The sequence below is a fragment of the Mesorhizobium sp. WSM4310 genome (assembly GCF_007003935.1).
Lineage (GTDB): Bacteria > Pseudomonadota > Alphaproteobacteria > Rhizobiales > Rhizobiaceae > Mesorhizobium.
The window spans coordinates 135652-161770 of the sequence record NZ_VFTA01000004.1 but is presented as its reverse complement, the minus strand read 5'-3'; the positions used below and the strand labels follow the sequence as shown (position 1 = coordinate 161770).

The 26119-nt window shown below is 62.5% G+C and carries 27 protein-coding genes, 1 tRNA gene and 2 pseudogenes; 9 read left to right on the top strand and 21 right to left on the bottom strand.

What is annotated here, in order from left to right:
- Positions 1-36: 36 nt before the first annotated feature.
- The 7 genes from FJV80_RS07185 to moaA all read right to left on the bottom strand — a co-directional run bounded on the left by FJV80_RS07185 (position 37) and on the right by moaA (position 5280).
- Complete coding sequence (locus FJV80_RS07185; RefSeq protein ID WP_095774422.1) at positions 37-822, bottom strand: ABC transporter substrate-binding protein; 786 nt, start codon at positions 820-822, stop codon at positions 37-39.
- A 146-nt stretch (positions 823-968) separates the two neighbouring features.
- The gene (gene mobB / locus FJV80_RS07180; protein WP_142875971.1) at positions 969-1484 is read right to left on the bottom strand and encodes a molybdopterin-guanine dinucleotide biosynthesis protein B; all 516 of its coding nucleotides are present in this window, start codon (positions 1482-1484) and stop codon (positions 969-971) included.
- On the bottom strand, positions 1481-2113 hold the full coding sequence (gene mobA, locus FJV80_RS07175; RefSeq protein ID WP_142875970.1) for a molybdenum cofactor guanylyltransferase MobA: 633 nt from the start codon (positions 2111-2113) through the stop codon (positions 1481-1483). Before mobA ends, mobB begins: the two co-directional genes overlap by 4 nt.
- A 43-nt stretch (positions 2114-2156) precedes the next feature.
- On the bottom strand, positions 2157-3077 hold the full coding sequence (locus FJV80_RS07170) for a DMT family transporter (protein WP_142875969.1): 921 nt from the start codon (positions 3075-3077) through the stop codon (positions 2157-2159).
- Between the two features lie 178 nt (positions 3078-3255).
- Positions 3256-3615: a hypothetical protein gene (locus FJV80_RS07165; RefSeq protein WP_095774425.1), complete on the bottom strand. Its 360-nt coding sequence runs from the start codon at positions 3613-3615 to the stop codon at positions 3256-3258.
- Between the two features lie 119 nt (positions 3616-3734).
- Positions 3735-4229, bottom strand: coding sequence for a hypothetical protein (locus FJV80_RS07160; RefSeq protein WP_185975147.1), 495 nt, complete (start codon positions 4227-4229; stop codon positions 3735-3737).
- A 55-nt stretch (positions 4230-4284) separates the two neighbouring features.
- The gene (gene moaA / locus FJV80_RS07155) at positions 4285-5280 is read right to left on the bottom strand and encodes a GTP 3',8-cyclase MoaA (protein WP_095788759.1); all 996 of its coding nucleotides are present in this window, start codon (positions 5278-5280) and stop codon (positions 4285-4287) included.
- Positions 5281-5476: 196 nt separating this feature from the next.
- Between moaA and FJV80_RS07150 the strand changes: the two genes are divergently transcribed.
- The gene (locus tag FJV80_RS07150; protein WP_010909462.1) at positions 5477-5830 is read left to right on the top strand and encodes a DUF971 domain-containing protein; all 354 of its coding nucleotides are present in this window, start codon (positions 5477-5479) and stop codon (positions 5828-5830) included.
- Between the two features lie 63 nt (positions 5831-5893).
- Positions 5894-6505, top strand: coding sequence for a pyridoxamine 5'-phosphate oxidase family protein (locus FJV80_RS07145; protein ID WP_142875968.1), 612 nt, complete (start codon positions 5894-5896; stop codon positions 6503-6505).
- A gap of 149 nt (positions 6506-6654) precedes the next feature.
- Here FJV80_RS07145 and FJV80_RS07140 read toward each other — a convergent pair whose 3' ends face one another.
- Positions 6655-7107, bottom strand: a complete 453-nt coding sequence (locus FJV80_RS07140; protein WP_019858112.1) for a MarR family transcriptional regulator — start codon at positions 7105-7107, stop codon at positions 6655-6657.
- Between the two features lie 47 nt (positions 7108-7154).
- Between FJV80_RS07140 and FJV80_RS07135 the strand changes: the two genes are divergently transcribed.
- Entirely contained in the window at positions 7155-8066 is a 912-nt protein-coding gene (locus tag FJV80_RS07135; RefSeq protein WP_142875967.1) for an alpha/beta hydrolase, read from the top strand.
- A 70-nt stretch (positions 8067-8136) separates the two neighbouring features.
- On the opposite strand, the gene FJV80_RS07130 is transcribed toward FJV80_RS07135, so the two are convergent.
- Together FJV80_RS07130 and FJV80_RS34935 are read right to left on the bottom strand one after the other, a co-directional pair.
- Positions 8137-8532, bottom strand: coding sequence for a rhodanese-like domain-containing protein (locus FJV80_RS07130; protein WP_142875966.1), 396 nt, complete (start codon positions 8530-8532; stop codon positions 8137-8139).
- A 64-nt stretch (positions 8533-8596) separates the two neighbouring features.
- Positions 8597-8707 (bottom strand): annotated as a pseudogene (locus FJV80_RS34935) (TetR/AcrR family transcriptional regulator); the annotation flags it as partial.
- Positions 8708-8712: 5 nt separating this feature from the next.
- Between FJV80_RS34935 and FJV80_RS07120 the strand changes: the two are divergent.
- A pseudogene (locus FJV80_RS07120) lies at positions 8713-8820 on the top strand (SDR family oxidoreductase); the annotation flags it as partial.
- A 210-nt stretch (positions 8821-9030) separates the two neighbouring features.
- Positions 9031-10917, top strand: coding sequence for a murein L,D-transpeptidase (locus FJV80_RS07115; protein WP_142875965.1), 1887 nt, complete (start codon positions 9031-9033; stop codon positions 10915-10917).
- Positions 10918-10921: 4 nt separating this feature from the next.
- On the opposite strand, the gene FJV80_RS07110 is transcribed toward FJV80_RS07115, so the two are convergent.
- The 5 genes from FJV80_RS07110 to FJV80_RS07090 all read right to left on the bottom strand — a co-directional run bounded on the left by FJV80_RS07110 (position 10922) and on the right by FJV80_RS07090 (position 13718).
- Positions 10922-11404 (bottom strand): hypothetical protein, encoded by a 483-nt coding sequence (locus FJV80_RS07110; protein ID WP_179295965.1) that lies wholly within the window; start codon positions 11402-11404, stop codon positions 10922-10924.
- Between the two features lie 111 nt (positions 11405-11515).
- Positions 11516-12256, bottom strand: coding sequence for a lysozyme inhibitor LprI family protein (locus tag FJV80_RS07105; protein ID WP_245438059.1), 741 nt, complete (start codon positions 12254-12256; stop codon positions 11516-11518).
- A 148-nt stretch (positions 12257-12404) separates the two neighbouring features.
- On the bottom strand, positions 12405-12662 hold the full coding sequence (locus FJV80_RS07100) for a PepSY domain-containing protein (RefSeq protein ID WP_095774432.1): 258 nt from the start codon (positions 12660-12662) through the stop codon (positions 12405-12407).
- Positions 12663-12822: 160 nt separating this feature from the next.
- A tRNA-Val gene (locus FJV80_RS07095) sits at positions 12823-12897 on the bottom strand.
- A 137-nt stretch (positions 12898-13034) separates the two neighbouring features.
- Positions 13035-13718 (bottom strand): phosphoglycolate phosphatase, encoded by a 684-nt coding sequence (locus FJV80_RS07090; protein WP_095788758.1) that lies wholly within the window; start codon positions 13716-13718, stop codon positions 13035-13037.
- A gap of 193 nt (positions 13719-13911) precedes the next feature.
- Here FJV80_RS07090 and rpiA point away from each other — a divergent pair, with 193 nt between their 5' ends.
- The 3 genes from rpiA (at position 13912) to gor (ending at position 16765) form a co-directional block, all read left to right on the top strand.
- A complete protein-coding gene (gene rpiA, locus FJV80_RS07085) occupies positions 13912-14643 on the top strand; it encodes a ribose-5-phosphate isomerase RpiA (RefSeq protein ID WP_095774434.1) in 732 nt (243 codons plus the stop codon).
- Entirely contained in the window at positions 14630-15253 is a 624-nt protein-coding gene (locus FJV80_RS07080) for a DUF2059 domain-containing protein (RefSeq protein WP_095774435.1), read from the top strand. The genes rpiA and FJV80_RS07080 overlap by 14 nt, the downstream gene beginning before the upstream one ends.
- A gap of 120 nt (positions 15254-15373) precedes the next feature.
- Positions 15374-16765 (top strand): glutathione-disulfide reductase, encoded by a 1392-nt coding sequence (gene gor / locus FJV80_RS07075; protein WP_142875964.1) that lies wholly within the window; start codon positions 15374-15376, stop codon positions 16763-16765.
- A gap of 103 nt (positions 16766-16868) precedes the next feature.
- On the opposite strand, the gene mgtE is transcribed toward gor, so the two are convergent.
- From mgtE to FJV80_RS07055, 4 genes are all read right to left on the bottom strand, one after another.
- Positions 16869-18233 carry a magnesium transporter gene (gene mgtE / locus FJV80_RS07070; RefSeq protein WP_095788756.1) on the bottom strand — a complete coding sequence of 455 codons (1365 nt, stop codon included), beginning with the start codon at positions 18231-18233 and terminating at the stop codon, positions 16869-16871.
- Positions 18234-18505: 272 nt separating this feature from the next.
- Positions 18506-20398, bottom strand: a complete 1893-nt coding sequence (locus FJV80_RS07065) for an ABC transporter ATP-binding protein/permease (protein ID WP_179295973.1) — start codon at positions 20396-20398, stop codon at positions 18506-18508.
- 502 nt (positions 20399-20900) lie between these two features.
- Positions 20901-21581 (bottom strand): DsbA family protein, encoded by a 681-nt coding sequence (locus FJV80_RS07060; RefSeq protein ID WP_095788755.1) that lies wholly within the window; start codon positions 21579-21581, stop codon positions 20901-20903.
- A gap of 16 nt (positions 21582-21597) precedes the next feature.
- The gene (locus FJV80_RS07055; protein ID WP_095774439.1) at positions 21598-23418 is read right to left on the bottom strand and encodes an extracellular solute-binding protein; all 1821 of its coding nucleotides are present in this window, start codon (positions 23416-23418) and stop codon (positions 21598-21600) included.
- 234 nt (positions 23419-23652) lie between these two features.
- Here FJV80_RS07055 and FJV80_RS07050 point away from each other — a divergent pair, with 234 nt between their 5' ends.
- Complete coding sequence (locus tag FJV80_RS07050) at positions 23653-24282, top strand: invasion associated locus B family protein (RefSeq protein WP_027046833.1); 630 nt, start codon at positions 23653-23655, stop codon at positions 24280-24282.
- 99 nt (positions 24283-24381) lie between these two features.
- Here the strand turns inward: FJV80_RS07050 and hspQ are convergent, their stop codons facing one another.
- Together hspQ and FJV80_RS07040 are read right to left on the bottom strand one after the other, a co-directional pair.
- A complete protein-coding gene (gene hspQ / locus FJV80_RS07045; protein WP_179295972.1) occupies positions 24382-24705 on the bottom strand; it encodes a heat shock protein HspQ in 324 nt (107 codons plus the stop codon).
- Between the two features lie 148 nt (positions 24706-24853).
- The gene (locus FJV80_RS07040; RefSeq protein WP_142875963.1) at positions 24854-26068 is read right to left on the bottom strand and encodes a UbiH/UbiF family hydroxylase; all 1215 of its coding nucleotides are present in this window, start codon (positions 26066-26068) and stop codon (positions 24854-24856) included.
- Positions 26069-26119: the final 51 nt, after the last annotated feature.

Genomic DNA, 26119 nt, shown 5'->3' with positions numbered 1-26119 from the left:
CGGCGGGGAATTTCCCCGCCGTCTTGATCCTGTCTATCAGGACTCGGCGCCGAAGACGTCGAACTTGAAGTACTTGTCGTTGATTTCCTTGTATTTTCCATTGGCGCGGATGGCGTCGATGGCCTCATTGAGCTTGTTGACCAAATCGGTCTCGCCCTTGCGCACGGCAATGCCGGCGCCCGGTCCGAAGATCTCGACCGGCTGCGGCGAGGGCTGGCCGAGAATCTTGCAGCAGGCACCATCTGGCGTGTCCAGCCATTGCTGCAGCACCACGATATCGTCCTCGATGGCGTCGAGGCGGCCGTTGGCCAGATCTGCCTGCTCCTCGGGGCTGCTCGGATAACCCTTCACGGTGCTGTCGGTGTAGGTCTTCGAGGCATAGTTGAAATGGGTGGTCGTCGTGGCGACGCCGATGGTCTTGCCGGCGAGATCTTCCTTGGTCACACCCTTCAGCGTGCTGTCTTTCGGCACTGCGAGAGCCGAGGGGGTGTTGTAGTATTTGTGGGTGAAGTCGACCTTCTCCTTGCGCTCCGGCGTGATCGACATCGAGGCGACGATAGCGTCGAACTTGCCGGCCTGAAGTGCCGGGATGATGCCGTCCCAATCCTGGGCGACGAAGGTGCACTTGACCTTCATCTGATCGCAAAGCGCCTGGGCGATGTCGATGTCGAAGCCGACGAGCTTGCCGTCGGAGGTGAGGTTGTTGAACGGGGGATAGGCGCCTTCGGTGCCGATCCGCAGGGTCTTTTCCTGGGCCTGGGCTACGCCGAGCGTCAGCAGCGCAGCCGATGCGGCGAGCGCGATACGCAGTGCAATACGCATGATAGTCCTCTCTTTATGGTCCCGGCCGTCGTTCCGAAACGGCTCTATGGGGCGGTGCTTTTGACCGCCCGCTGAGGCGATACTCCCACTCTTTCCAAGAAAAAAGCAACTGCAAAACCACCGAAATCGGCAATGGGGTTCTGCCGTTACGTTACATCCCAAGCAACGAGGCCGGTGATGCGCTCGATGAAGTCGACTATCGATTTTAGGTCGTCGAGGTCGAATACCGGCAGGCTCTCGTCCGTGACGGCGAAATCGGCGGCGATGGCGACAATATTGGGATCGCCTGCCGAAAGCGGCGCCCGGTCCCTCGCTTCCAGGCGCCGCGTTTCGATCTTGCGGTGTGATTCGCGCTTGTAGCCTTCGACCAGCACGATGTCGCATGGGGCGAGTCGCGACAGGATGCTCTCCAGTGGCGGCTCATCCTCGCCACGCAATTCATGCATCAGCGCCCAGCGGTTGCCGGACACGATCGCGACCTCGGTGGCGCCGGCCTGCCGATGGCGGAAGCTGTCGGCGCCCGGCTTGTCTATGTCGAAATCATGATGGGCGTGTTTGACCGTCGAGACCTTCCAGCCGCGCCGCACAAGCTCGGCGACCAGCTTTTCTGTGAGGGTGGTCTTGCCGGAGTTTTTCCAGCCGGTGATGCCGAAGACGTTCATGATGTCATGCTCTGCAACAGGCGCGCGGCCTGGGCAAGATCGTCCGGCACATTGATGTTGAAGAAAGGATCGAGCGGCCGGCCAGCGAATTGCAGGACCTGGAATTCCACCTCGACATGGCCATGGCGCTCGATGAAGGCCGAAACGCGCCTGTTGTCCTCATCGACCAGGAAATGCCGCAAGGCGTCGCGACAGTCCGTCGGCCACAGCGCGAAGGTCGGGTGGAGCCGGCCGGCCGAGGAGGCGACGGCAATTGAACCTGGATGTTCGCCGGCTGCCGCCGCCAGACGCGCGACGAGGTCTAGCGGCAGGAAAGGCGTGTCGCCGGCGGCGGTGACGACCGCTTTGCAAGGTGTGCCAGCGGCCGCCCATTCGAGGCCGGACAGAATGCCGGCAAGCGGCCCGGCAAAGCCTTCGACGGTGTCGGCAAGCACCGGCAGTCCGAAACGGGAAAAGCGTTCGGGATCGCCATTGGCGCTCAGCGCCAGGGTTTCGATCTGCGGGCCAAGGCGCGACAGGACCTGCTCAAGCACGCTGCCGCCGCCGAGCGGCAACAGGCTCTTGTCGCCGCCTCCCATCCGCCTTGACTGGCCACCGGCCAGAACGATCCCTGCAATATCTCGCCTCATGCATCGAGCCTGTACGCCAGCCGCCGGAAATCACAAGACCCGGCTAGATTCCATCCGGCGCCATGGCCGGCCCGGTGGTTTCGGCGACGATCCTTCGCCGACCGACCACGCGCTCGCGATAGAGCGCGTAGAGACCCGAACCGACGACGATTGTCGCGCCGACGATCATCGGCATGTCGGGAATGTCGCCGAAGACGATCAAGCCAAGCAGGATGGACCAGAGGAGCGCGGTGTAGCGGAACGGCGCGATGAAGGAGATCTCGCCCGAGCGCATCGCCATGATGATGAATTGATAACCGATGAGCACCAGCACCGCGGCCAGCGCCAGCAGCGCCGTGCTTTTGCCGGTCATCGGCGTCCAGCCACCCATCGGCGACAACAGCACCGCGCCGACGCCGGTCATTGCCAGCGCGGTCGCGGTCGAGACGAGCATGGTCGGTATGGTTTGGGGAATGCGCTTGGTGGCGAGGTCGCGCACGGTGCAGCAGGCGACGCTGGCCAGAGCCCAAAGGGAATAGATGCTGAAGCCATCAAAGCCGGGCCGCACGATGACCAGTACGCCGGCAAAACCGACGGCGATTGCCAGCCAGCGTCGCCAGCCGACCGCTTCGCCGAAAAACAGCGCGGCACCCATCGTCACCGCCAGCGGCAGCGCCTGAAGAACGGCCGAGACACTGCCGATCGGCAAATGGGCAAGCGCCACCAGGAATGACACGGTGGCGCCAGCTTCGCCCAGCACGCGGATTGCCACCAGCGGCTGCAGCATCAGGCGCGGCCGCAAAAGCGCGCCGCGTTGCCAGGCCAGCAGGCCGACGAAGAGCGAGGCAAAAGCTCCTCTGATCAGCATGACCTGCGCCATGTTCATCGATTGCGAAGAGTATTTGGTGATGGCGTCGTTGAGCGTGAAGCCAACCATCGCCACCATCATGAACAACGCGCCGCGAAGATTTGGGGAAAGAGGCAAGACATCTACCGGTTGCTTGGGCAAGCAAGCCTGTAACAGCCCGCCACGAAACAGCAATGGCAAAGGGCTGGGCCAGGACCGGGCATTCGTCATCGCCGGCGTGAAATCACGTCCTCAATCCGGCGCGGATCTGGTCAGGAGGCGGCTTCGCCTCCCGGAACGTACCGGCTGCCGATGTCTATTGCTTCGGCGTCAGCACTTCGGTGCCGTTGCCTTCCTTGCCGGCGATGGTCCACAGGCCATGCAGCGACCCGTCATCCTCGACCTTGTAGACGACGAGGCCGATGTCCTTGCCCATGACATAGCCGGCGGAGAATGCATCGTCGTTGCGCATGCAGATGCCATCGGACGAAGAACCGCCAGTCTCCCAGTGGATCGCGCAAGTCGTCCCGCTGGTCAGCGTGATGGTGGCTTCGCCATCATATTTCGATCCGTCGAAATTGGTGCCGGCGACGGTATAGGTTCCACCGATCGACTGCGCCGCCGCGGGCACGGCCGCAAGGCCGAGCAATGCAAGAGAAAGAATGAGTTTGCGCATGACGTTTCCCCCTATCAGCGAAAAGCCGCTTTCAGCGGAAGGCTAGGCCGGAACAATGTGGCCGTAAATCCGGCGGCGGTTCGCGGACAAGACTTTTTCAGGGGTGTGATCCGAAATACTCACTGTCCCTTCAGACTGCCGGCAATCGCGCCGACCAGCGGGTCGTATTTCGACTTCAGGGCTGGCGGGTAATCAATCCAGACCGTGCGGATGACGCCATCTGTGCCGAACAGGCGCCGCTCATAAAAGATCTTTCCATCCTTCATGCCCGACAGCACCGCCCAGTTCTTGCCGGTCTTGCTGTAGGTAACGGTGTAGTCAGGTTCCTTGCTTGCCTTTTCATCGGCGACAAAGCCTTTCGGCGTGTCGTCATCGACGTTGAGGATGCCGGAGCAGGTCAGGCTGGCGCCATCCGCGCTCAGCCAAACCTGTCCGTCGCCATTTTCCGGCTCGGGCTGGCGATCGGTGAATATCTCATCGGGAAAGGTGCAGACGGTGCCGAAGCGCGCGTTCGCATAGGTGAAGGGCTTGGCGTTTGCACTTGTTGCGACGGGCGTCGCCAAGGACAGAACAGTGGTCAGCGACGACAAGCCTATACGATAAAGACGCAGCACGATGCCCCCTTGGCCTTGTGACCAAAGATAGTCTTGCACCAAATCGGACAAAAAATCAGCCGCCGGTGACGCTCATATGCCGGGACACCGACGGACGGCTGGTGCGGCGGTCGATGATGAAATCATGGCCTTTCGGCTTGCGGCCGATGGCCTCGTCGATCGCGTCGGCGACAAGTTCGTTGCCTTCGGATGCACGCAACGGCGCGCGCAGGTCGGCCGCGTCTTCCTGGCCGAGGCACATATAAAGCGTGCCCGTGCAGGTCAGCCGGACGCGATTGCAGCTTTCGCAGAAATTATGCGTCATCGGTGTGATGAAACCGAGCTTTCCGCCGGTCTCGGCGACGTGGACATAGCGTGCAGGGCCACCGGTCTTGAAGGGAATGTCGGCCAGCGTGAACTGGCGTTCCAGCGAGGCGCGCAGCAGCGACAGCGGCAGATACTGGTCGGTGCGGTCTGCGTCGATCTCGCCCATCGGCATGGTTTCGATGACAGTGAGATCCATGCCGCGGCCATGCGCCCAGCGCATCATGTTGGGCAGTTCGGCGTCGTTGAAATCCTTCAGCGCCACCGCGTTGAGCTTGACCTTGAGCCCGGCCGCCTGAGCGGCATCGATACCTTGCATGACCTTGTCGAGATGGCCCCAGCGGGTGATCTGGTGGAACTTGTCCGCATCCAGCGTGTCGAGCGAGACGTTGATGCGCTTGACGCCGCAATCGGCGAGCTCGGCGGCGAAGCGCGACAGCTGCGAGCCGTTGGTGGTCAGCGTCAGTTCTTCCAGCGCGCCGCTATCGAGGTGGCGCGAGAGCTGGCGCACCAGATGCATGATGTTCTTGCGCACCAGTGGCTCGCCGCCGGTGAGGCGCAGCCGTCTGACGCCCTTCTCGATGAAAACGGTGCAGAGCCGATCCAGCTCTTCCAGCGACAGCAGGTCCTTCTTCGGCAGGAAGGCCATGTCCTCGGCCATGCAGTAGGTGCAGCGAAAATCGCAGCGGTCGGTGACCGACACTCTGAGATAGCTGATCGTGCGACCGAAAGGGTCGATCATGTTCATGTTCGAGCGTTTCCCGTGGCCGTTACCGGCGTCGTTATATACAGCTATGTGATACGATCCAGCCCACCATTCAAGATACCGCTTCTCGATCTTTGGTAACATCCCGGAGCCGACACCGTGCGTCGGTCGTCTACCAGGACTTTTCCCCTGTCGCGAAGCGGCGTAGGGAAGGGCAATCGATACGGGATCAAACAGCATGACCGCGCCAAAAGAACTCCGGGTCTCCAAGGACCGCAAGCTGCTGTCGGTCACCTTTCCCAATCACCAGCCATTTGAACTGCCGGCGGAGCTTTTGCGCGTCGCCTCGCCATCGGCCGAGGTGCAGGGCCATTCGCCCGACCAGCGTGTGACGGTTCCCGGCAAGCGCAATGTGGCCATCCTGAAGATCGAGCCGGTCGGCAACTATGCGGTGCGCATCACCTTCGACGATTTCCACGACACCGGCATTTTCACCTGGAACTATCTGCACACGCTTGGCCACGAGAAGGATGAGCGCTGGAATGCCTATCTGGCGGAGCTTGCCGAAAAAGGGCTGAGCCGCGATCGCTAAGCCGACGTCGTAAAGGCGTCACACATCTGGAGTAGCGCCGGCCAGGATTCGGAGACGAAAAAGATGTCGCTTATCACCACGGTCGAACAGCTCGAGGCGCTCTACGGCGTTCCAGGCGAAGCCTCGCTGGTCAAGGAACTCGATCACGTCATTCCCGAATATGCCGCCTTCGTCGAGGCGTCGCCCTTTGTTGCGCTTGCCACCAGTGGCCCGGAGGGATTGGACTGTTCGCCGCGCGGCGATCTCGCCGGCTTCGTGCGTATCGTTGATCCGAAGACGCTGATCATGCCGGACCGGCGCGGCAACAATCGCGCCGATTCGCTGCGCAACATCATCCAGGATCCGCGTGTCGGGTTGCTGTTCCTGGTGCCGGGCTCTGGCACGACGCTGCGCATCAACGGCCGCGCGCGCATCACCACGGACGCCGAACTTTGCGCATCCTTCATGGTCGACGGCAAGGCGGCGCGCTCGGTGACCGTCATCGACGTCGATTCGGTCTATTTCCAGTGCGCCCGCGCCATTGTGCGGTCGGAGCTTTGGAACCCGGCAAAACATGTCGATCCAAAATCGCTGCCGACGCCGGGAAAAATCCTGGAAATCACCAGCCGCAAGAACATCGACGGCGGGGCCTACGACAAGGAATGGCCGGAGCGGGCAAAGAAAACCATGTGGTAGCCGGTGCACCGATATTCAGGTGAGGCTGGCCTGCAAATGGCGGCCTCCTGCGCTTCCGGTGCTCACGTACTTTAAGTACGCTCCGCTCCGGTTCTCGGAAGCCGCCATTTTCGGCGCATCCTGACCTGAATCTTGGCACACCTTGGGTGTCAGGCCTCCTTCAGCACCTCATAGATCTTGCGCATCTGTTCGCCGATCATGTCGCACTGCTCCGGCGTCGACTGGCTCATCGCTTTCTCGATCAGCGCCATATGCACTTTCAGCGCCTGCATCAGCAGCGCCTCGCCAGCCTCGGTCAAGGCGAGCCGCAGGATGCGCTTGTCCTTCTCGTCGCCTTCGCGGCGCAGCAGGCCGCGCGTCTCCAGCTGCGGCAAAAGCATGGTGATGTTGGAGCGGCCGACGAGCAGCTTGCGGGCAAGATCGTGCTGCGACATGCCGGGATGGCGGTAGAGGTTCATCAGCACGTCGAGCTGCGCCGGCTTCAGGTCGAGCGGCGCGAGTTTCACCGCCAGCGTGCGCTCCAGCACATGGCAGGCACGCGCCACCGCGACCCAGTTGCGAAAACGCGGGTTGTCCCAGGGTAGCTCTTGTTTATTGTTCATCTTTGAACTATTATGTTCATGCTTGAACGTATGGATGGATTCTCACTATGGCATCAATCGGGCTGAAGGTCATCCGGAGCGTATTTGGTGCGGCCGAGCATATTGCGCCACGCATCACCGGGCGCGCGGCTTTCGAACTGTTCTGCCGCACGCCGAGCACAAAGGCGCTGACCGATGGCGAGCGCCGCGCCATCGGCCGGGCCGCCGAGTTCATGACCGAGGCGCGCCATCATCGGCTGAAGACGGCAACCGGCTGCGTCATGGTGCACGAATTCCGGCCGGAACCGGGCGGGGCCGTACTTGGCACGGTGCTTGTCGTTCATGGCTGGCGTTCGCGCACCGAATATATGCGCGCCTTGATCGAGGGCTATCGCGCCGCCGGCTACAGGGTCGTTTCCCTGGACCTGCCGGGGCACGGCCATTCGCAGGGCCGGCACCTGAACATGGTCAACGCGGTCGACGCGGTGCGGGTCGCCGGCGAATGGTTCGGCCCGTTCGTCGCGGCGGTGGGTCATTCCTTCGGCGGCGCCGTTGCCGCCAATGCCATTGCCGGTTCCGTCAAGAACATTCCGCCGCTGGCGGCCGGACGTCTCGTGCTGATCGCCGCACCCAGCTCCCTGCCGGCTATCTTCGCCGATTTCAGCCGCATGCTCAACGTCGGGCCGCGCTCGCAGGTGGCGATGGCGGACCGCGTCCAGCACCTGTCCGGCCGGCCGCTGCATGAATTCACCGGTGACCGCCAGCTCGCCCAGGCGCCGGTGCCGACGCTGGTCATCCACGCGCCTGACGATCGCGAGGTGCCGGCCGAGCACGCGAAACGCTACGCCGGCGCTGGCGGCCATGTGCGGCTGCACTGGGCCGACGGTCTCGGCCACCGCCGCATCCTTGCGGACAAGGGCGTTGTCGAACGCGCCGTTGCCTTCGTCGCGGAACACCGCGAGCCGTCGCGGCTGCATTGAGACGCAATCCTCGTTCCAGGCATGTCGTTGTCTCAAAACCGGGACCACTCTCGAGCGACATGCATTGGGGCTATTTCTTCTTCTCGCCGGGCTCGACAGGCAGCCCGGCCGCCTTCCAGGCGGTGTAGCCGCCAAGGATGTGCTTGACGGGCACAAGCCCCATGTCCTGCGCCGTCTTGGTGGCGAGCGCTGAACGCCAGCCGCCGGCGCAGAAGAACACGAAGCTCTTGCCCGAGGCGAAGAACGGCTTGTGATAGGGACTTTCCGGATCGATCCAGAATTCCAGCATGCCGCGTGTCACATGTTTGGCGCCGGGAATCCTGCCGTCGCGTTCGACCTCGCGCGGGTCGCGCAGGTCGACGAAGATGGTGCCTTCGTCCTCGAGCAGTGCCGCGGCTTCTTCAGGTGAAACCACTTCGATCTCGGCGTTGGCTTCATCCAGCAGTTCGCGATAACCCTTTTTCACAGCTTGTTCCTCCCGACCGCGCGTTTGGCTGGATTTCCACCATAATGGCCAGCGTTTGTCACGCTCAGTCGGGGCCTGCCAGAGTTTGCCAGGCAGCCATCGCGCCAGTGACGGTGGCCATCAGCGCTGGGCGCGACGCGCCGTCGCGCGCCTGGATCGACATGCCGTGCTGCACCGCGATTCGGCAAGGCCGATGACATCGCCGGCATGGTTGCCTGGCTCGCCGGTCCGGAGGGGCGTTTCGTTACCGGTGCCGCATTGATCATCGATGGCGGCGCCAACGCCTGAATTTTGGGGATTTCTCCAGGCTGGAGCGAAACGCCCGCGCTCCAGCCGACACGATCTTGTGAAACCGTTCTGCAACAGGCTTTCCAAAATTTATGAAAGCTTAACCAAATCGGTATGAATCGGTATAGTCGCGCCTTACATCCGCCATGCGGTGAGCGAGACGGTCTAGCGTGCGGAACGGGAACCGGTTGCGACCGGAGCGGGTGATCCATGAAATTCCTCGGTAAAAAAGCAACCGCGATGCCGCTTGTGGCGATCGCGGCAACGCTCGCCCTGGGCGCGCCTCAGGCAGGCGCCCAGGGGCTCTTCGACATGCTGTTCGGCGGCGGCATCAGGCATGAGCCGCAGGGCGAATTTCCGCCTCCGCCAACGCACAAACCCAAAGCCCCGGCTGGCGGCGGCGGCGGCGGCGGCGCGAAGATCAGCGGGCCGTCCTATTACACCTACAAGGCTGACAAGCTTATTCGCGTCGACTTCTCGACGCTGTCCGCCGCGCCGCAGCCGGCGACGGCGCAGGACGCGGCGTTCGTTCCGTCAGCAACGGGGGCTGCTTTCCACGATGCCATTGCCGGTCTCAGCGACTACGAACTCTACGCCGAGCCCGACATCGCCAAGGCGTTGATCGCCTATTACTCGGCCAATCCGGACTTCATCTGGGTGAACGGAACCAGCCCCAACAACCGCGCCCAGGATGCGGTGCGGGTGCTGGGCGAGGCCGCGAGCTACGGCCTGACGCCCACCGACTATACCGTCGATGTGCCGGCCACGACTTCGGCCTCGACGGATGACGCGGCCAAGCTCCGGGAACTCGTGCGCTTCGAGATGGCGCTGTCGGCACGCGTCCTGCGCTATGCCCATGACGCCCAGAACGGCCGTGTCGAGCCCAACCGGATGACCGGTTACTATGATTTCCCGGCCAAGCCGCTCGACATGGTCGGCGTGCTGAAGACGCTGGCGCATACACAGGAAGTGCGCACCTACCTCGAATCGCGGCATCCGCAGAATGCGGAATATCAGGCGCTGCGCGTCGAGCTGGAGGCCCTGCAGGCCAGTGCCGAAAATGAGATCGTCGTCGATCCCAAGCTGCTGCTGAAGCCGGGCGAGACCAGCCCCGAACTGCCGAAGCTGCTGTCGCTGATCGCGCGCAATCTCGATGACGGCATGGGCGGCACCTATGGCGAGCTCTTGTCGCGGCTGGCGACCAGCGAGGTTTATGTCCCCGAGCTGGTGCCGCTGATCAAGGCGGTGCAGGTGAAGGAAGGCATGAAGGGCGACGGCGTCATCGGTCCGCGCACTGTCGCCTTGCTGGCCGGCACGTCGAAGGCTGACAAACTGCTCAAGGTGCAGGTGGCGCTGGAGGAGCTGCGCTGGCTGCCTTCCGATCTCGGCAGCCCACGTGTCTTCATCAACCAGCCGGCGTTCACTGCGAGCTACATCGACAACGGCGAGGAGAAGCTGAAGACGCGCGTCGTCGTCGGCCGGGTGACCAACCAGACGGCTTTCTTCTACGACCAGATCAAGCAGGTAGACTTCCATCCCTATTGGGGCGTGCCGCAGTCGATCATCGTCAATGAGATGCTGCCCAGATTGCGCAGCGATCCCGGCTATCTCGATCGGGCCGGCTACGAGGTGACGGATTCGCGCGGCAAGCGCATTCCGTCGTCGGCGGTCAATTGGGGCGGCTATGGCGCCAACATTCCCTACAGCGTGCGCCAGCAGCCGAGCGAGGCCAATGCGCTGGGCGAACTGAAGATCCTGTTCCCCAACAAGCATGCGATCTACATGCACGATACGCCGCAGAAATCGTTCTTCAAGCAGGACATGCGCGCGCTCAGCCATGGCTGCGTGCGCCTGCAGGATCCGCGCGGCATGGCGGCGGCGGTGCTCGGCACCACGGTCGACTATGTCGCCGAAAAGCTGAAGCACGGGCATTCGACCGAGGATGTGACGCGCAAGATTCCGGTCTATGTCGCCTATTTCACCGCATGGCCCGACATGTCCGGCAAGGTCGAGTATTTCAGCGACGTCTACGACCGCGATTCGCGGTTGAAGCAGGCATTGGACGCCACCGAGGCCGTGCGCTCGCCGTCGAGCTGATCGTTTAGAATTGCGACAACGGGCGGCGGAACCCCGCCTCCCGCCCGGCGATCAGCCAGTAGATCAATCCGGCGACGAGGCCGGCCGCGGCGATGATGCCGATATCGGCCCAGCGCTCCGGGTCTATGTCTTCCGCTGAGCTCGGCCAGATCAGGAAGAAGCCGCCGGCGGCGGCAGCGGCGCCGAAGACCATGTGCATCAGGGCATTGCGCAGCGAGAAGAACTCGGCGATCAGCGCGAAGATCAGTGTCTGCAGCCCGGTCACGACAATCGTCAGGAAGTAGACGAACATGCCGAGCGGCGGCACCACCAGGACGGCGATCGGGCTGACGCCCATGATGTCGAAATAGGCCGGCGCGTTGGGCAGCGAACTGAGCGCGGCGTAGATCGCCGCCACGGCGACCAGGCCGACCAGCACGGCGACCAGATAGCCGGCCAGCATCATCAGGATGCGTTTCATCACATGCTTCGCCGTCGCCATGCCCATCCCCCATGCGGCGCAGTCAACCGTTCCAATCAGCCATCAAAGACGATCCGGCGCAAGGGCAGGCACAGAGCGGATGCTTTGGCAGGCTTCGTGGATTGGGAAGCACGCCGATCAGGCGCCGCCGCACAGATGCTCGGAGTCCGGCAAGGCCCAGGAACCTTTTGCAACCAGATCGATCGAATAATAGACCCGGCCGCGGTCGTCATCCCTGGGACAATCCCTGGGAATCGCGATCAGGCAAGTCACGACGGGTTCGCCGACCTTCGAGGCGGCAAGGCCCGGTTCGCGATCATAGGAGACGGCCCCACCGCCATTGGTGAAGGTGGCTGCGCTGCCGGCGTCGGGCGAGGCGGTTTCCAGCGGATCGTCGCCAAGCCGCGTGGTCAGCGTCTTGATGTGCGTGGACGCGCATTGTCCGACGGCCGAGGGCAGGGGCTGATCGTTGTTGCCGGGATTGCCCGCGGCGGTATCCAGAGCCTTCTTGCCGATCAGGGCGATGTTGTAGTCCTGTACCCATGAGGGCGCATTGCCATAGGTCTGCAAGGCGTTGTTCAGCGCGCTGACGATGCAGGCTGTATCGCTCCTGCAGGCATTGCGGTCGGCAATCAGCCCGCGGGCGATCTTGCGCTTGTCGCCGCCAAAGGCCGGCTCGAACCCCTTGTAGGCCTTGGCGACCAGCAGATCGATCGCCGACAGCTGCGGATCGGCGCAGATCGCCTTCTCCGCCGGCAGGCTGGCCTTGGCGCAATCGAAGGATGGCCCGTCCGCGCGCGCCGAAGGCGCCGCAAGCATGCCGCCAGCCAGGATGACAGCAAGCACAAGCAAGACTTTGGTTTGGATGGAAGATCGCATCGGTGCCCCAAGCATCAGGATAGCGCAAGGCACGGCCGCGCCTCGGCGTACATATCACACGCCAAGGATGGACAATTTGCGGCACGCCGATTGGTCCATCGAGCGTGTGCAAAAGCGGATCCGTCTATCGGATATCTGCCGGCGGCTCCTACCTGGGCTCGGCGGTCACCGGATCATAGGTGATTTCGACCTTCGCCTTGTCCGACGTGTAATAGGTGACGGTGTAGGCGCCATCGTCCCAGTCGACCTCTTTCACATAGCGAAAACCGTCGCGGTGCTCGACCTTGGCGAGGATCTCCGACAGCTTCTTGGCATTGGGCGGCGGCAACGGCTTGTCATCCGCCGCCAGGGCCGGTCCGGCGGCGAGAAGAACGGCAACGCTGGTTGCCACGAGAAATCTGGACATGGTTTTCCCTCAAGTTTCGACGCAAGGAAACGAGCTGGTGCGGTGGTTGGTTCCGGATGGGACGCCATGCGTGCCCGGCCATGTCCGCACAAGCTGCAATTCGCCGCGCCGCTGCCAACAGAGCGTCAACGGGCTAAGGCTGGAAAACCATTTGGGAAAATGGTGGGCGATGCAGGGATTGAACCTGCGACCCCACCCGTGTGAAGGGTGTGCTCTCCCGCTGAGCTAATCGCCCGCTCGTTGCCCGAAGGCCAAGCGAGCCGCGATATAAGGGAGGCCGGCCGGTTAAGTCAAGGCGCTGTCTGGCGTTCTCACAGCGATCGGATTCTTCGCTCCTCGGGCCGTCCCGATGGGATGCCGGTCGCCGTCGGCTCAGTGGCCCGCGGCGCGGATCAGCCGCTCCGCCAGTTCCACGGTCAGAGCGTCGAAATGCGAGATCACCGCCGAAGGTTCGAATTCGCGGACATGCCGGTCGGTGTAGCCGAAATCGACGGCCACCACCGGAATGCCGGCGGCCTTGGCGGTGTCTATGTCGGTCTGCGAATCGCCGACCATCAGAGCGCGGTGCGGATCGCCGCCGGCCAGCTTGATGGTTTCGGTCAGGTGGCGTGGATCGGGCTTGCGGAAGGCGAACGTGTCCTGGCCGGCGATGGCCGCGAAATGCCTGGTCAGGCCGAGCGCTTCGATCAGCGCCAGGGAATTGGCCTCGTATTTGTTGGTGCAGATCGCCAGGAGATAGCCCGCCTTCTCGAAACGCCCGATCGCGTCGACGACACCGGGGTAGGGGCGCGATTTGCCGGGAATGTTGTCGGTGTAGTGATCGAGGAACAGTTTTAGCAGCCGGTCATGCTCGGCGACGTCGAGCGAGCGCTGCTGGGCGGCGTGCGCCCGTTCTATCATCACGCGGCCGCCATGGCCGACAAAGCGCCTGAAGCCGGCCGCGTCGACGGCCGTGAGTTCGCTGGCGGCCAGGCTGTGGTTGAGGCTGTCGAGCAGGTCCGGCGCTGTGTCAACCAGCGTTCCGTCCAAGTCGAACACGATGATCGGGCGACTCATGATCCATCCTGCGCAGGTTTGTACCTGTGGAGGCGATAGCGGCTGCGGCGCGTCAAGGCAAGCAAAGCGGTGGATAGGTGCCCCAACGGCTTTGACCACGGTCAAAGGTTTTGACCCGGTCAAAAGCTTTGACCGGGCCGGCAAAAATGCTAGGAGCCCGAACACAAGGTTCCCCGGGGCAGCAAGCAGCAGCATGGATGCAAGACAGTTGAAGGTCGAGGCCGCGCGGGCCGCCCTTGCCCATGTCAGCGATGGCATGCGGCTCGGCATCGGCACCGGCACCACTGCGGAAGAGTTCGTGCGGCTGCTCGCCGACAAGGTCGCCACCGGCATGACCGTCATCGGTGTGCCGACTTCGGAGCGCACCGCAGCACTGTGCCGCGAGCTTGGCGTGCCGCTGTCGACACTGGAGGAGACGCCCGAGCTCGATCTCACCGTCGACGGCGCCGACGAGGTCGATCCGGAACTGACCCTGATCAAGGGCGGCGGCGGCGCGCTGCTGCGCGAGAAGATCGTTGCCGCGGCCTCGCAGCGCATGATCGTCATCGCCGACCGCTCGAAGATGGTCGAGACGCTCGGCCGGTTTCCGCTGCCGATCGAAGTCAACAAGTTCGGCCTGCGCGCCACCGAGATCGCCGTAGCCAAGGCGGCTGCAGAGCTCGGCCTTTCCGGTCCGATTACATTGAGGATGACGGGAGGCCAGGCTTTTGTTACAGACGGCGGCCATTTTATCCTCGATGCATCTTTTGGCCGCATTCCGGATACAAGAGCGCTTTCGAATGCTCTCCACGCCATTCCGGGCGTGGTCGAGCATGGTCTTTTCATCGGGCTGGCGTCAGCGGCCATCATCGCCGGCGGCGACGGTATCCAAACCGTCCATGCCGCCCGAAAACCAGGGAGTTCTACCAACCATGATGTTGCATAACCGGGTTCGCGGCCTTTGCGTCGTTCTGGCGGCTTCGGCCGTTTTGGCCTTGTCGTCGCCGGCGTTTTCGCAGGACGTCACCGAATCGCACCTGAAGGCGGCCCGCGCCGCGGTCGCGGCGATCCATGCGACCGACCCGTTCGACAACATCCTGCCGCAGGCGGCCGCCGCGCTCGAATCGCAGCTCATCCAGAAGAACCCGGACATGCAGGAACTGATCGGCAAGACGATCAGCGAGAAGGCGCTGGCGATGGCGTCGCGCCGCGCCGATCTCGAGAAGGAAGCGGCCCTTGCCTATGCGAAGGTGTTTTCCGAGAAGGAACTCAACGACATCGCCGCCTTCTACAGCTCCGAGTCCGGCAAGAAGCTGCTCGACAGCGGCCCGACCGTGACGCGTGACTTGGTCAAGGCAGCCGACATCTGGCAGAACGGCCTTGCCCGCGATCTCGCCCAGCAGGTCGGCCAAACGCTGGCCGCGGCCGCCAAGGCAAAGGCTCCGGCTGCGCCTGCTGCGCCCGCTGATGGTGCTGCTCCGGCCGACAATGCGGCTCCGGCGGATGGCGCTGCACCGGCCGACGGTTCGGCTCCCGCCGACGGCACGCAGAACTGATCCTGCGTTTTCAAATGCGGCCTTGCGGCCATCTGCGAAGCCCGGCTTGTCCGGGCTTTTCTTTTGGCCTTTGGCGGCCTACCTGTCACTCGCATTTTCCGACATTCAAGGAGCCGCCTCATGGCCGGTTATGACTATGATCTTTTCGTCATCGGCGGCGGCTCCGGCGGGGTGAGGGCGGCGCGCGTTGCCGCCGCACTCGGCAAGCGCGTCGGCATCGCCGAGGAATACCGTTTTGGCGGTACCTGCGTCATCCGCGGCTGCGTGCCGAAAAAACTCTATGTCTACGCCTCGCAATTTCCGGAGCATTTTGCCGATGCCGCCGGCTATGGCTGGACGGTGCCGGAAGCCAGTTTCAACTGGCAGACGCTGGTGGCCAACAAGGACCGCGAGATCAGCCGGCTGGAGGCGATCTACAAGAAGAATGTCGAGGGCGCCGGCGGCGAGACCTTCCATTCGCGGGCGATGATCGTCGACCCGCATGTGGTGCATCTCCTGGACGACGACCGCACCGTCACCGCCGACCAGATCCTGATCGCCACCGGTGGCCGTCCGGCGGCCCACCCAGCGCTTCCCGGTCATGAGCATTGCATCTTTTCCAACGAGGCTTTCGACCTCAAGGAACTGCCGAAGGCGATCATGATCGAGGGCGGCGGCTACATCGCGGTCGAGTTCGCCAACATCTTTCACGGGCTCGGTGTCGACACCACGTTGGTCTATCGCGGCAAGGAGATCCTCAGCCGCTTCGACATGGATCTGCGCCGCACGCTGCACGAGACCATGGAAAAGAAGGGGATCAAGATCCTCTGCCACGCCGTATCGGAGTCGATCCGCAAGCGGCCGGACGGCCGGCTCGATGCCCTTCTCACCAGCGGCCAGACGCTGACGGTGGATCAGGTCATGCTGGCCATCGGACGCATCCCCAACACCGAGAATATGGGCCTGGAAGGCATCGGCCTCGAGATGACCCAGGTCGGCGCGATCAAGGTCGACGCGTATTCCCGCACCAACATCGACAATATCTGGGCGATCGGCGACGTCACCAACCGCGTGCAGCTGACACCGGTGGCGATCCACGAAGCAATGTGCTTTGTCGAGACGGCATTCAAGGGCAACCCGACCGCGCCCGACCACGACACGATCGCGACCGCGGTCTTCTCGCAGCCGGAAATCGGCACTGTCGGCCTGTCGGAAGACGAAGCCGTCAAGCGTTTCGCCGATGTCGAAATCTACCGCGCCAGCTTCCGGCCGATGCGGCACACGCTTTCGGGCCGCGACGAGAAGATGCTGATGAAGCTGGTGGTCGACGGCGCTTCCCGCAAAGTGCTAGGCGCCCACATATTGGGGCCGGATGCCGGCGAAATGGCGCAGCTGCTAGGCATTCCGCTGAAGGCCGGCCTGACCAAGGATGATTTCGACCGCACAATGGCCGTGCACCCGACCGCGGCGGAAGAACTCGTCACCATGTACAAGCCGACCTACCGCGTGAAGGACGGCCAGCGCGTCCAGTGACGGGCGCGTTTTGCTCGATGAAGGTCGACTGAACCACCTAAGGCAGGCAGCCTAGGGCGGAAGCCGCCGGCGGCCATGGCCAGCGGAGGAGACAGCAATGCGGCTACAGCAGCGTGCCGCGCAGGATGACCAGCGCCACCGAGAAATAAATCACCAGCCCGGTGACATCGACCAGTGTGGCGACAAACGGCGCCGATGCGCTGGCGGGGTCGAAACCGACCCGTTTCAGCGCGAAGGGCAGCATCGATCCCGAGAGTGAACCAAAGGTGACGATGCCGACCAATGCGGCCCCGACCGTCGCGGCAATCAGCGGCCAGTGCGGACCGTAATCGTAGAAACCGAAATACTGCCACAGCGTGATGCGGCAGACGCCGACCACGCCAAGGATCGATCCCAGCACCAGGCCGGTCGGCAGTTCGCGCAAGGCAACCCGCCACCAGTCGCCGAGCCCAATCTCGCGCAGCGCCAGCGCCCGGATGACCAGCGAGGTCGCCTGCGAGCCGGAATTGCCGCCGGAGCTCATGATCAGCGGGATAAAGAGGGTGAGCACGATCGCTTTTTCCAGTTCGCTTTCGTAGCTCTGCATGGCGTTCGCGGTCAGCATTTCGCTGAGGAACAGGGCGCACAGCCAGCCGGCGCGCTTCTGGATCATGGCGAGGAAGCTCATCTTCATATAGGGCTCGTCGAGCGCTTCCATGCCGCCGAAGCGATGCACGTCCTCCGTCGTTTCCTCGATCATCGTGTCGATGATGTCGTCGATTGTCACGATGCCGAGGATCTTGCCGTGGTCGACGACGGGTACGGCGAGCAGATCGTATTTGGAGATCGTCTGCGCCAGGGTTTCACGATCGGTCAGCGGGGTGACCGTCACCGGCACACGGTCCGGCGCCACAGACAGGATCGGGTCGTCCGGCTCACCGGTGATGAGCCGGCGCAGGCCGGTCGACCGCACCAGGAGGTGCGTTTGCGGATCGACGATGTAGATCGCGTAGACGGTTTCGCGCGTCCGCTCGACCTTGCGGATGTAGTCCAGCGTGCGTCCGACGGTCCAGTCGGAGGGAACGCTGACGAATTCCGTCGTCATGATCGATGCGGCGCTGCCTTCGGGATAGCCCAGAATGGACAGCAGGGTGGCGCGCAGCGGCGGCGCCAGTGCGCCGAGCAGTTCGGAGCGTGCCGGCTCATCGAGCTCGCGCAGTATGTCGGCCGCACGGTCGACCGACATGGCGGTGAGCAGCTTGCTTGCCTTGGCGCGGGGCAGGGCCTCCGCGAGTTCGGGCGCGCCGTCGAGTTCAGGCTGGTCGAAGATCTCGACCAGCCGCTCGAACGGTACGGCGCAAAGCAAATCCGTCGCGGTTTCGCGCGATTCATGGTTGAGCCCCTCGACCACGTCGGCGACATGGTCGTTTGCAAGGATGCGGGCGATGGCGACGGCCTCGTCGTCCGCTACGGGGAAAAAATCGTTCATGGTTCACTCCTTGCCGTCCGGCAGGACATGAACCATGTCAGGTCACGTCTAGGCGGACGGCGGTTGCGTTCGACTAATACTGTCGCCAGGCATGGCGCGGTGACCTTTCCGCTTGCGGGTTCGCGTTTGACTGTCAGCAAGCGGGCGCAACATAGGAGCGCGCCTTGCCGAGTCAATCGCGGTGAGTGAGGAAAACGGCGCCTGATGGCTCCGATCGCGATACTGTGATCGCCGACTGCCGCGCTGCCCGGCAAGTCGCGGTGAAATCAACGTTATTTCTGCTTCAGCCGACGTGAGAAACGCAGCCATTTGTCCTCGACCGGACGTGGCTGGGTCAGAATCGTCGTGAGTTCGACCGGCAGGGTCGGAACCAGCGGCTTCTTGGTGGCGACGCCGTCGGCGATCAACACGATCGAATGGTAGAACTCGGTGCCGGCAGCCGATCGTGGCGCCACCGCTTCGTGCATGACGCTGATCACAGTGACATCGGGGCAGTTGTCCTTGATCGCCTGGTGGAAGGCAATCTTGCCTTCCGGGTCAAGGGCGCCGGTCGCCTCGTCAAGGAACAGCAGCCCCGGCTGCTGCAGGATGATGCGGGCCACCACCAGCTTCTGCTTCTGGCCGCCCGACAGGACCTGATCCCAGCTTTTGCCTTCACGGCTTTCATTGGCCATATGCTCGATGAAGTCGCCAAGGCCGGCCTTGTGCAGCGCGGACGCGACCTGCGCATCGCCGTGGTCGTGCTCGGAGCCCGGCAGGCAGACCAGCTGCTTCAGCGACACCTGCTGGAGCTTGACCTCCTGGGCGGCATAAAAGCTCTTCACCCCGTCGGGGAAGACAATGGTACCGCGGCCATAAGGCCAAAGACCGTTGATCGCCTTGATCAGTGAAGTCTTGCCGCAACCGGATTCGCCTTTGAGGAACGTCCACTCGCTGCGCCGGAAGCGCAAATTGGCGGCGCTGAGGAACGGTGTCGCGTCCTCTCCCTGATGCGCCAGTTCGAGCTTCTGGATGGTCAGGCCGAAAACCGGGTTCTGGCTGGCATAATGGAAGTCGGACTGACCGGTCTGGCTGTAGAACGCCTGCGGATGCTGAACGTTCTCGATCGCGTTCGCCAGTTCCGTGACACGCTGGCTGTTGGCGCGCAGCGTGGCGATGGCGGGCATGACATGAATGAACCACGAGCACTGGCTGATCAGCTGAGCGACCATTTCGGAGCCGGTTATGTAGCCCTTGTAGTCCAGGCGATTGTGTATGAACGACACCAGACCGGGGCCATAGGCGACGATCCGGGCGCCGAGGAAGTTGTAGATCAGCTCGAACGACGTGTAGCCATTGTTGACGACATTGAGCTTGCCCCAGGTCTTGTCGATATCGACGTAGAGCTTGTCGTGCATCGACTTTTGCACGTCTTCGCCATGCGAGGCGGCGACATGGAAGCTGCGGCGCAGGAACGTCGTCAGTTCGCTGCGGTAGCTGCCCTCGGCCTGCTGCATGCGGATATTGAGCCGCTCGAGCAAGCGGCCGAGCTTGACCGCGATCCAGGTGTTCAGCGGCACGTAAATGGCGACGGCGAGGAAGGCCAGCACGGCGCTGCCATAACTGCCGAGGAACTCCAGTCCTTTGACCTCAACCGAGGACCCGATCAGATTTTCGCCGATAAAATAGAGCGAGGTCGCGACACCCAGAACGCCCATGGCGAGACCGATCGCCCCGCCCGTCATGTCCTTGATCGATTCCTGGATGCGCTGGTCGATGTTGTCGGGCGCGACGATACCGCCAGCCGCCGAACCATGCTGAGCATGGAAGTGGGTGTGATTGCCGTCGAGCAGAGCCTTGTTGAACTGGCTATTCAGCCAGCCACGCCACTTTCGGTGCAGGGTTGCCGAGACAAGACCACGCACGCCGGTGAAGCCGGCATCCTTGAGCACGACCAGCAGAACCAATATGCCGGCATTGGTCAGGATTGCCTGCAGCGGGCTGGTGTTGGCTGCATCGTGGAAGAAGGCAATCGAATTGCCCAACTCGCCCAATGCCAGGGCAAACCAGACGCCGGCCTTGCTGGAAAGCGCCGTCAGCAGAGCGATGACGATGGTGAGCGTCCAGGCTTCCTTCCAGCGCTCGGAGAACCAGTAGGCCTTCATCAGCCCCCAGAAACTGCGCATCGAGGATACCGGCGTCAAATGCGACCGCCCTGCGGCGCCGCGGTGTAGTCTATCCGGTACTGACTCCTGCGATCGTCTGCCGATCCGAATCACGATCCCGCCCAAACCTTTTTTGTTTTGTTACGGATGGTAACACCAATTGATCATTTTCCATTAATTTTTATAGGGGTCAGCGAGATTTGAAGATCCGGCCGTGTCGGGAAGGCAACAGAGCAGGCTTTCCAACTGCTTCGCGTAAGCCGGCAGGAAGGCGACTTAACATAACAATGTCAGATGGTTACTTGGTTACGACGCGATGAGCCACAACCTTCCCTTAGGGAAGGCGTCCACACGATTTCGTGACTCATTTTGGCTTGTCCGGCGAGCCGATTTTTCGTTGGGGCTAACCAAATTCCCGAAAACCGGCCGTCCTTTGACGTCTGATTCCTGGCGCGATCGGCCTTTCCGGGAGCCCGAGAAGTGACCTGAAACGGTCTCGTCGCAGGCGAAGGAATGACCGGCTTCAGCCGACCTTGTCCAATTCGCCGCGCGCCTTCGCCGCCGCCACCTGGCGGATGGCGTCAGCCAGCGTGTCGACGTCCTGAGCGCCCATCACGGCATATTTGCCTTCAAGCAGGAAGCACGGCACGCCCGATATGCCCATGCGCGACGCCGTGGCGATCTCGGTGCGCACCGCCTCGACATCGGCGTCGGTCGGCAACAGCGTGGCGACCACGGATGCGTCCATGCCGGCCTCGCGAGCGGCTTCGACCAACACGGCATGGTCACCGATGTTGACGCCTTCCTCGAAATTCAACTGGAAGAGGCGGCGGACCAGCCTGTTCTGCACGGCTTCACCGGCAGCACCCGCCCAACGGATCAGGCGGTGCGCATCCAGCGTGTTCGACGCCACCTTGATGGCATCGAAGGCAAAGGAGATGCCCTCTGCCTCGCCGAGCGGCTCGATGCGGGCATGAATCTCGCGAATGCGCTCATCGCTGCCGAACTTGGCCCGCATATACTCCCGGCGGTCCTTGCCTTGCGGCGGAATGGTCGGATCGAGCTGGAACGGCCGCCAGCGTATACGCACATCGACGTCGCCGGCCGCGGCAACGGCCTTGTCCAGCCGCTTCTGACCGATGAAGCACCAGGGGCAGACGACATCCGACACCACATCGACGGTTATGGCGTTCGCTTCGCTCATCTCGATCTCCGGATTTTCAGTTCGGTTTGCGCCACCATGTCGGCAGCTGATAACCGAATATGGGCGTCTTCTTCGGATGTTCCAGATAATTCCAGTAAGCAAGCCACTGCTGCGTGTTGTACTGCATCGGCACCATGTAATTGCCCGAAATCAGCAGCCGGTCGAGAACGCGAACGGCGGCGACATAATCCTCCTTCGAGCGGGCGCGCAGCATCGCTTCGATCGCCGCATCGACTGCCGGATCGGCAACGCCGGCGAGATTGAACGAACCTTCGGCCCTGGCCGCCTCGGAGCCCCAGCGCCCGAGTTGTTCGAAGCCTGGCGACAGTGAATTGCTGAAGCCGCTGGATCCGATCAGAGCCTCGAAATCGAAGCGCTGCTTGCGTGACTGGATCTGGTCGCCGTCGAGGCTACGGATGCTGACATTGATGCCGATCTTCTCCAGCGTGCGCTGATAGATGCCGGCCAGGCGCTCCTCGTCTTGCGAAGCGGTCAGGATCTCGAACCCGAAAGGTTTGCCGTCGGGATCGAGCATCGTGCCGTCCTGCACGTGGTAGCCGATGCTTTTCAGGAGATCGAAGGCTGTCTTCAAAACCTTGCGGTCCTGGCCCGAACCGTCGGTCACGGGCGGTTTCCAGGTGCCGTCCATGACGTCAGGCGGCACACGGCCGGGGTAGGGGGCGAGCAACGCCTTTTCCCTGTCGTCGGCCGGATGGCCGAGCGCGGAAAGCTCGGAATTCTGCCAATAACTCATCGTGCGGGTGTATTTGCCGCCGAACAGGTTCTTGTTCGCCCATTCGAAATCGTAAAGCATGCCGAGCGCGCGCCGAACCACCGGATTGGAGAACTTCGGCAGCCTGGTGTTGAACAGGAAACCGGTCACCACGGGCGGAATGCCGGTATCGAAGGTTTCGGAAACCACCTCACCTCTGTGGAAGGCCGGGAAATCCAGATCGCGCTCCCGTTTGACCGGATCGCCGTCGTCGTCGATGGCGCAAAGGCCTTTCTTGAAAGCCTCGAGCTTGGCGTTGGCGTTGAGGAAATATTCGATGGTGATCTGTTCGTAATTGTCGAAGCCGCGCTTGGCCGGGACATCCTTGCCCCAATAGTCGGGGTTGCGCTTGAACACGATGCGCTGGCCCGGAGCCACCTGGGCAATGGTGTAGGGTCCACTGCCAATCAGCGGCTTGAGCGTTGTCTTGTCGAAAGTCTCCTTGTCGAAGGCATGTTTCGGCAGGATCGGCGTCAGCGCGATGATCATGGGCGTTTCGCGATTGGCCTTGTCATTGAAGGTAAAGCGCACGCTGTGATCACCGGTCTTTTCAAGCTTGGCGATCAGGCTCATGCGTGCGTTGTAGGGCGGTCGGCCCTTGTCGGTGAACACATCGTAGGTGAACAGCACATCCTCCGGCGTCACCGGCTCGCCGTCCGACCACTTTGCATTGGGATTGAGATGGAATTCGATCGACTTGCGCTCGGAATCCATGTCCGCGCTGTCGGCGAGCAGGCCATAAAGACTGAAGGGCTCGTCGTAGTTGCGCTGCATCAGCGGTTCGAAAACGAGGTTGCCGTAGGTCAGATCCATCATGCCGCGCGCCGTCGTGCGCAGGCTTTTCAGGATGAAAGGGTTGAGGTTGTCGAAGCTGCCGACAACACAATAGGTGATGTTGCCACCCTTCGGCGCATCGGGATCGACGTAGTCGAAATGGGTGTAGTCGGGCGGCAGTGCCGGCTCGCCCTGCATGGCGATGGCATGCTTCGGTTCCGACATGGCCGGTCGCAGCGAAAGGGTGAAAAGCGATATCGCGGTGACCAGCCAAACAAGAACGCGGCCCATGACCGTCTCCTTAACAGGTCGGCTTGATGATTCGGTGCGCAGCCTAGCATGAGGCAGTCGCGTACCGGCCAATCGTGTCATCAAGAATTAGAAGTGAGCGGGGCTGGATTCGGCACCGCTTGCAGTGTAACACGCCGTCCGAAGTCATTCTGTTGCCTCATTTCGGCAACAGGTAGCTGGACCACACGGCGTAGAGAAGCCGGTTCCGGGATTATTTGAGAGGAAGTGCACGACATGACGAGCCTGAACAGCAATGCGTACCGCCTTTCGGTCATGGCCGCGGGCGTGGTCGGCTTTCTAGGCGCAGGACTTCCCTCTGCTTCCGCACAGCAGCAGCAACAGATCCCTCAGGGCTGGTTCAAGGCCTGCACCAAGCAGGAAGACGTTGATATCTGCAACGTCCAGAACATCGTCACTGCCGGCAACGGCCAGCTCGTCACCGGTGTCAGCCTGATCGAACTCAAGGGCAAGGTGAACCGCAAGGTGTTTCAGGTGACGGTCCCGACCGGCCGCCTGGTGCCTCCCGGCATCGGCCTGCAGATCGACACCGGCAAGGCCGTAAAGCTCGACTATGTCATCTGCTTTCCGGATCGTTGCGTGGCCGAAGTGCCGCTGACCGACCAGCTCGTCGCCTCGTTCAAGAAGGGTCAGGGGATCACGCTGACCTCGATCAATTTCCAGAATCAGGCCAACCCGATCAAGATCGCGCTCCAGGGCTTCAGCGGCGCCTATGACGGCCCTCCGCTGCAGCAGTCGGACATCGAGGACCGGCAGAAGAAGCTCCAGGACTTCGTTGCCAAGAACAACCAGGACTTCGCCAAGAAGCTCAAGGACGAGCAGGACAAGGCCAAGACCGCCAACTGATCACCGGCTTCGGTCGCTCCCAAGCCAATGAAAAAGCGGGGTCATGCCCCGCTTTTTTCGTGTCTGGCCTTTCCTGACGGCGGCCGGAATGCCGGAAGGTCAGTGCCTGGACTGGCGTTTCGGCTCGTAACGCCCGTCCGGCCTCTTGTCGAACATCTCCTTGATCTGCGGATGGCGGACCGGCTCGCCTGACCGATCCTCGAGGAGATTCTGCTCCGACACATAGGCGATGTACTCGGTTTCCGAATTCTCGGCGAGCAGATGGTAGAATGGCTGATCCTTGCGCGGCCGCGCATCGGCGGGGATAGCTTCGTACCATTCGTCGGTGTTGGCGAATTGAGGGTCGACGTCGAAAATGATGCCTCGAAACGGAAACAGCCGGTGGCGAACCACCTGTCCGATCGCGAATTTGGCCGTTTTCATCGTACTCACCACTGAATTCCTTGACTTTATTTGGCGCAGACTCCGAGTCAATTCAATCCCGAAGCGTTCGAGCGCCTTCAAGCTACGCAGAATGCGACGCAAAGGTTTTGATTGATGTCGCGATGTCGCGATAAAATCCGCAAAATCGCTACTGCTGCCGCATGGGTTTCCGCAGGCCGCCCGCGAGTGCTGCAAAACCACTGCCGGGGCGAAGCCCTTCGCGCATGAAGAAGGCGCGCAGCGGTGCAAAGCCGCCGAGCACGCCGAGACCGGCGCCGCGTGCCATCTGCGCCGGCAGCATGTCGGAGAGCAGCGACATGTTGAGCAGGTTGACCGCGCTGCTGCGCGCCAGAATGTCGGGACGACGCTTGAAATCGTAGGCGGCAAGGACCTTGGCCGCGCCTGGATCTCCGCTATTTTCTTTTGCAATTCCAACCAGATCGTCAATATCCCTGATGCCAAGGTTGAGGCCTTGCGCACCGATCGGCGGGAACACATGCGCGGCTTCGCCGACAAGCGCCACCCTGTCCCGTGCGAAACGCAGGGGCGTCACGGTCGAAAGCGGATAGATCTGGCGGCCCGGCTCTACCGTCACCCGACCCAGCATCGACTGCATCTGCTGCTCGACCCGCAACGAGAGCGTTGCGTCATCCAGGGCGGCAAGCTCCTTGGCGGTCTCGGGCTTCACCACCCAGACGAGGCTTGAGCGATTGCCGGGCAACGGAACCTGAGTGAACGGACCGGTTTCGGTGTGGAACTCGGTCGAGGTGGAGGCGTGCTCACGGCTATGGCCAAAATTAAGCACGAGCGCGGCCTGCGGATAGGCGTGCGAGCCGGTCGAAATGCCTGCCGCCTCGCGCGCAGGCGACTGGCGACCATCGGCGGCGACCGCCAGTGACGCGCCAACCTCGCTGCCGTCGGCGAGGACGGCATGGGCCCGATCGGCATCGAGATGCCAGGTCTTCACCATCGACCTGCGCCATTCGATCCCGGAATGGGCGGCGACCTTGTCGGCAAGCGCCGGGCTAAGCACGCTGTTGGGCAGGTTCAGCCCGAACTGGTCCTCATCGATCTCGCTGGCGCGGAAGGTGACGACGGGGCTGCGGATCAGCCGGCTGGTCGCGTCGACGATGCGCATGACTTTCAAGGGAGCGGCCTTGGGCCTGATGACTTCGAGGACCTCGAGCCGCTCAAGCACTTTCAGGGCAGGGTTCATCAGCGCCGTGGTGCGGCCATCGGGGGCCGACGCCTCGGGCCCCACCAGCGTCACCGGGAAGCAGGCATCGGCAAAAGCAAGCGCCGCGATCAGTCCTGCCGGACCAGTGCCGGCAATCAGTATCGGCGCTGTTTCGTGATGCTCCAAGATCGGTTTCCGGCTTGCGATGCGAGGCGGGCCACCAGACCTGCCAGTCGA

Excerpts from the sequence above, each read along its gene's own strand:
- FJV80_RS07055 (WP_095774439.1), bottom strand. The coding sequence starts at position 23,418 with ATGGGCCGCGTTCTTGTTTGGCTGGTCACCGCGATATCGCTTTTCACC.
- FJV80_RS07110 (WP_179295965.1), bottom strand. The coding sequence starts at position 11,404 with ATGGGCATGGCGACGGCGAAGCATGTGATGAAACGCATCCTGATGATG.
- mobB (WP_142875971.1), bottom strand. The coding sequence starts at position 1,484 with ATGAACGTCTTCGGCATCACCGGCTGGAAAAACTCCGGCAAGACCACC.
- FJV80_RS07090 (WP_095788758.1), bottom strand. The coding sequence starts at position 13,718 with ATGAGTCGCCCGATCATCGTGTTCGACTTGGACGGAACGCTGGTTGAC.
- FJV80_RS07105 (WP_245438059.1), bottom strand. The coding sequence starts at position 12,256 with ATGCGATCTTCCATCCAAACCAAAGTCTTGCTTGTGCTTGCTGTCATC.
- FJV80_RS07165 (WP_095774425.1), bottom strand. The coding sequence starts at position 3,615 with ATGCGCAAACTCATTCTTTCTCTTGCATTGCTCGGCCTTGCGGCCGTG.
- FJV80_RS07135 (WP_142875967.1), top strand. The coding sequence starts at position 7,155 with ATGGCATCAATCGGGCTGAAGGTCATCCGGAGCGTATTTGGTGCGGCC.
- rpiA (WP_095774434.1), top strand. The coding sequence starts at position 13,912 with ATGGATGCAAGACAGTTGAAGGTCGAGGCCGCGCGGGCCGCCCTTGCC.
- FJV80_RS07185 (WP_095774422.1), bottom strand. The coding sequence starts at position 822 with ATGCGTATTGCACTGCGTATCGCGCTCGCCGCATCGGCTGCGCTGCTG.
- FJV80_RS07050 (WP_027046833.1), top strand. The coding sequence starts at position 23,653 with ATGACGAGCCTGAACAGCAATGCGTACCGCCTTTCGGTCATGGCCGCG.
- FJV80_RS07140 (WP_019858112.1), bottom strand. The coding sequence starts at position 7,107 with ATGAACAATAAACAAGAGCTACCCTGGGACAACCCGCGTTTTCGCAAC.
- FJV80_RS07150 (WP_010909462.1), top strand. The coding sequence starts at position 5,477 with ATGACCGCGCCAAAAGAACTCCGGGTCTCCAAGGACCGCAAGCTGCTG.
- FJV80_RS07115 (WP_142875965.1), top strand. The coding sequence starts at position 9,031 with ATGAAATTCCTCGGTAAAAAAGCAACCGCGATGCCGCTTGTGGCGATC.
- FJV80_RS07065 (WP_179295973.1), bottom strand. The coding sequence starts at position 20,398 with ATGCGCAGTTTCTGGGGGCTGATGAAGGCCTACTGGTTCTCCGAGCGC.
- mgtE (WP_095788756.1), bottom strand. The coding sequence starts at position 18,233 with ATGAACGATTTTTTCCCCGTAGCGGACGACGAGGCCGTCGCCATCGCC.
- hspQ (WP_179295972.1), bottom strand. The coding sequence starts at position 24,705 with ATGAAAACGGCCAAATTCGCGATCGGACAGGTGGTTCGCCACCGGCTG.
- FJV80_RS07100 (WP_095774432.1), bottom strand. The coding sequence starts at position 12,662 with ATGTCCAGATTTCTCGTGGCAACCAGCGTTGCCGTTCTTCTCGCCGCC.
- mobA (WP_142875970.1), bottom strand. The coding sequence starts at position 2,113 with ATGAGGCGAGATATTGCAGGGATCGTTCTGGCCGGTGGCCAGTCAAGG.
- FJV80_RS07145 (WP_142875968.1), top strand. The coding sequence starts at position 5,894 with ATGTCGCTTATCACCACGGTCGAACAGCTCGAGGCGCTCTACGGCGTT.
- moaA (WP_095788759.1), bottom strand. The coding sequence starts at position 5,280 with ATGAACATGATCGACCCTTTCGGTCGCACGATCAGCTATCTCAGAGTG.
- FJV80_RS07080 (WP_095774435.1), top strand. The coding sequence starts at position 14,630 with ATGATGTTGCATAACCGGGTTCGCGGCCTTTGCGTCGTTCTGGCGGCT.
- FJV80_RS07060 (WP_095788755.1), bottom strand. The coding sequence starts at position 21,581 with ATGAGCGAAGCGAACGCCATAACCGTCGATGTGGTGTCGGATGTCGTC.
- gor (WP_142875964.1), top strand. The coding sequence starts at position 15,374 with ATGGCCGGTTATGACTATGATCTTTTCGTCATCGGCGGCGGCTCCGGC.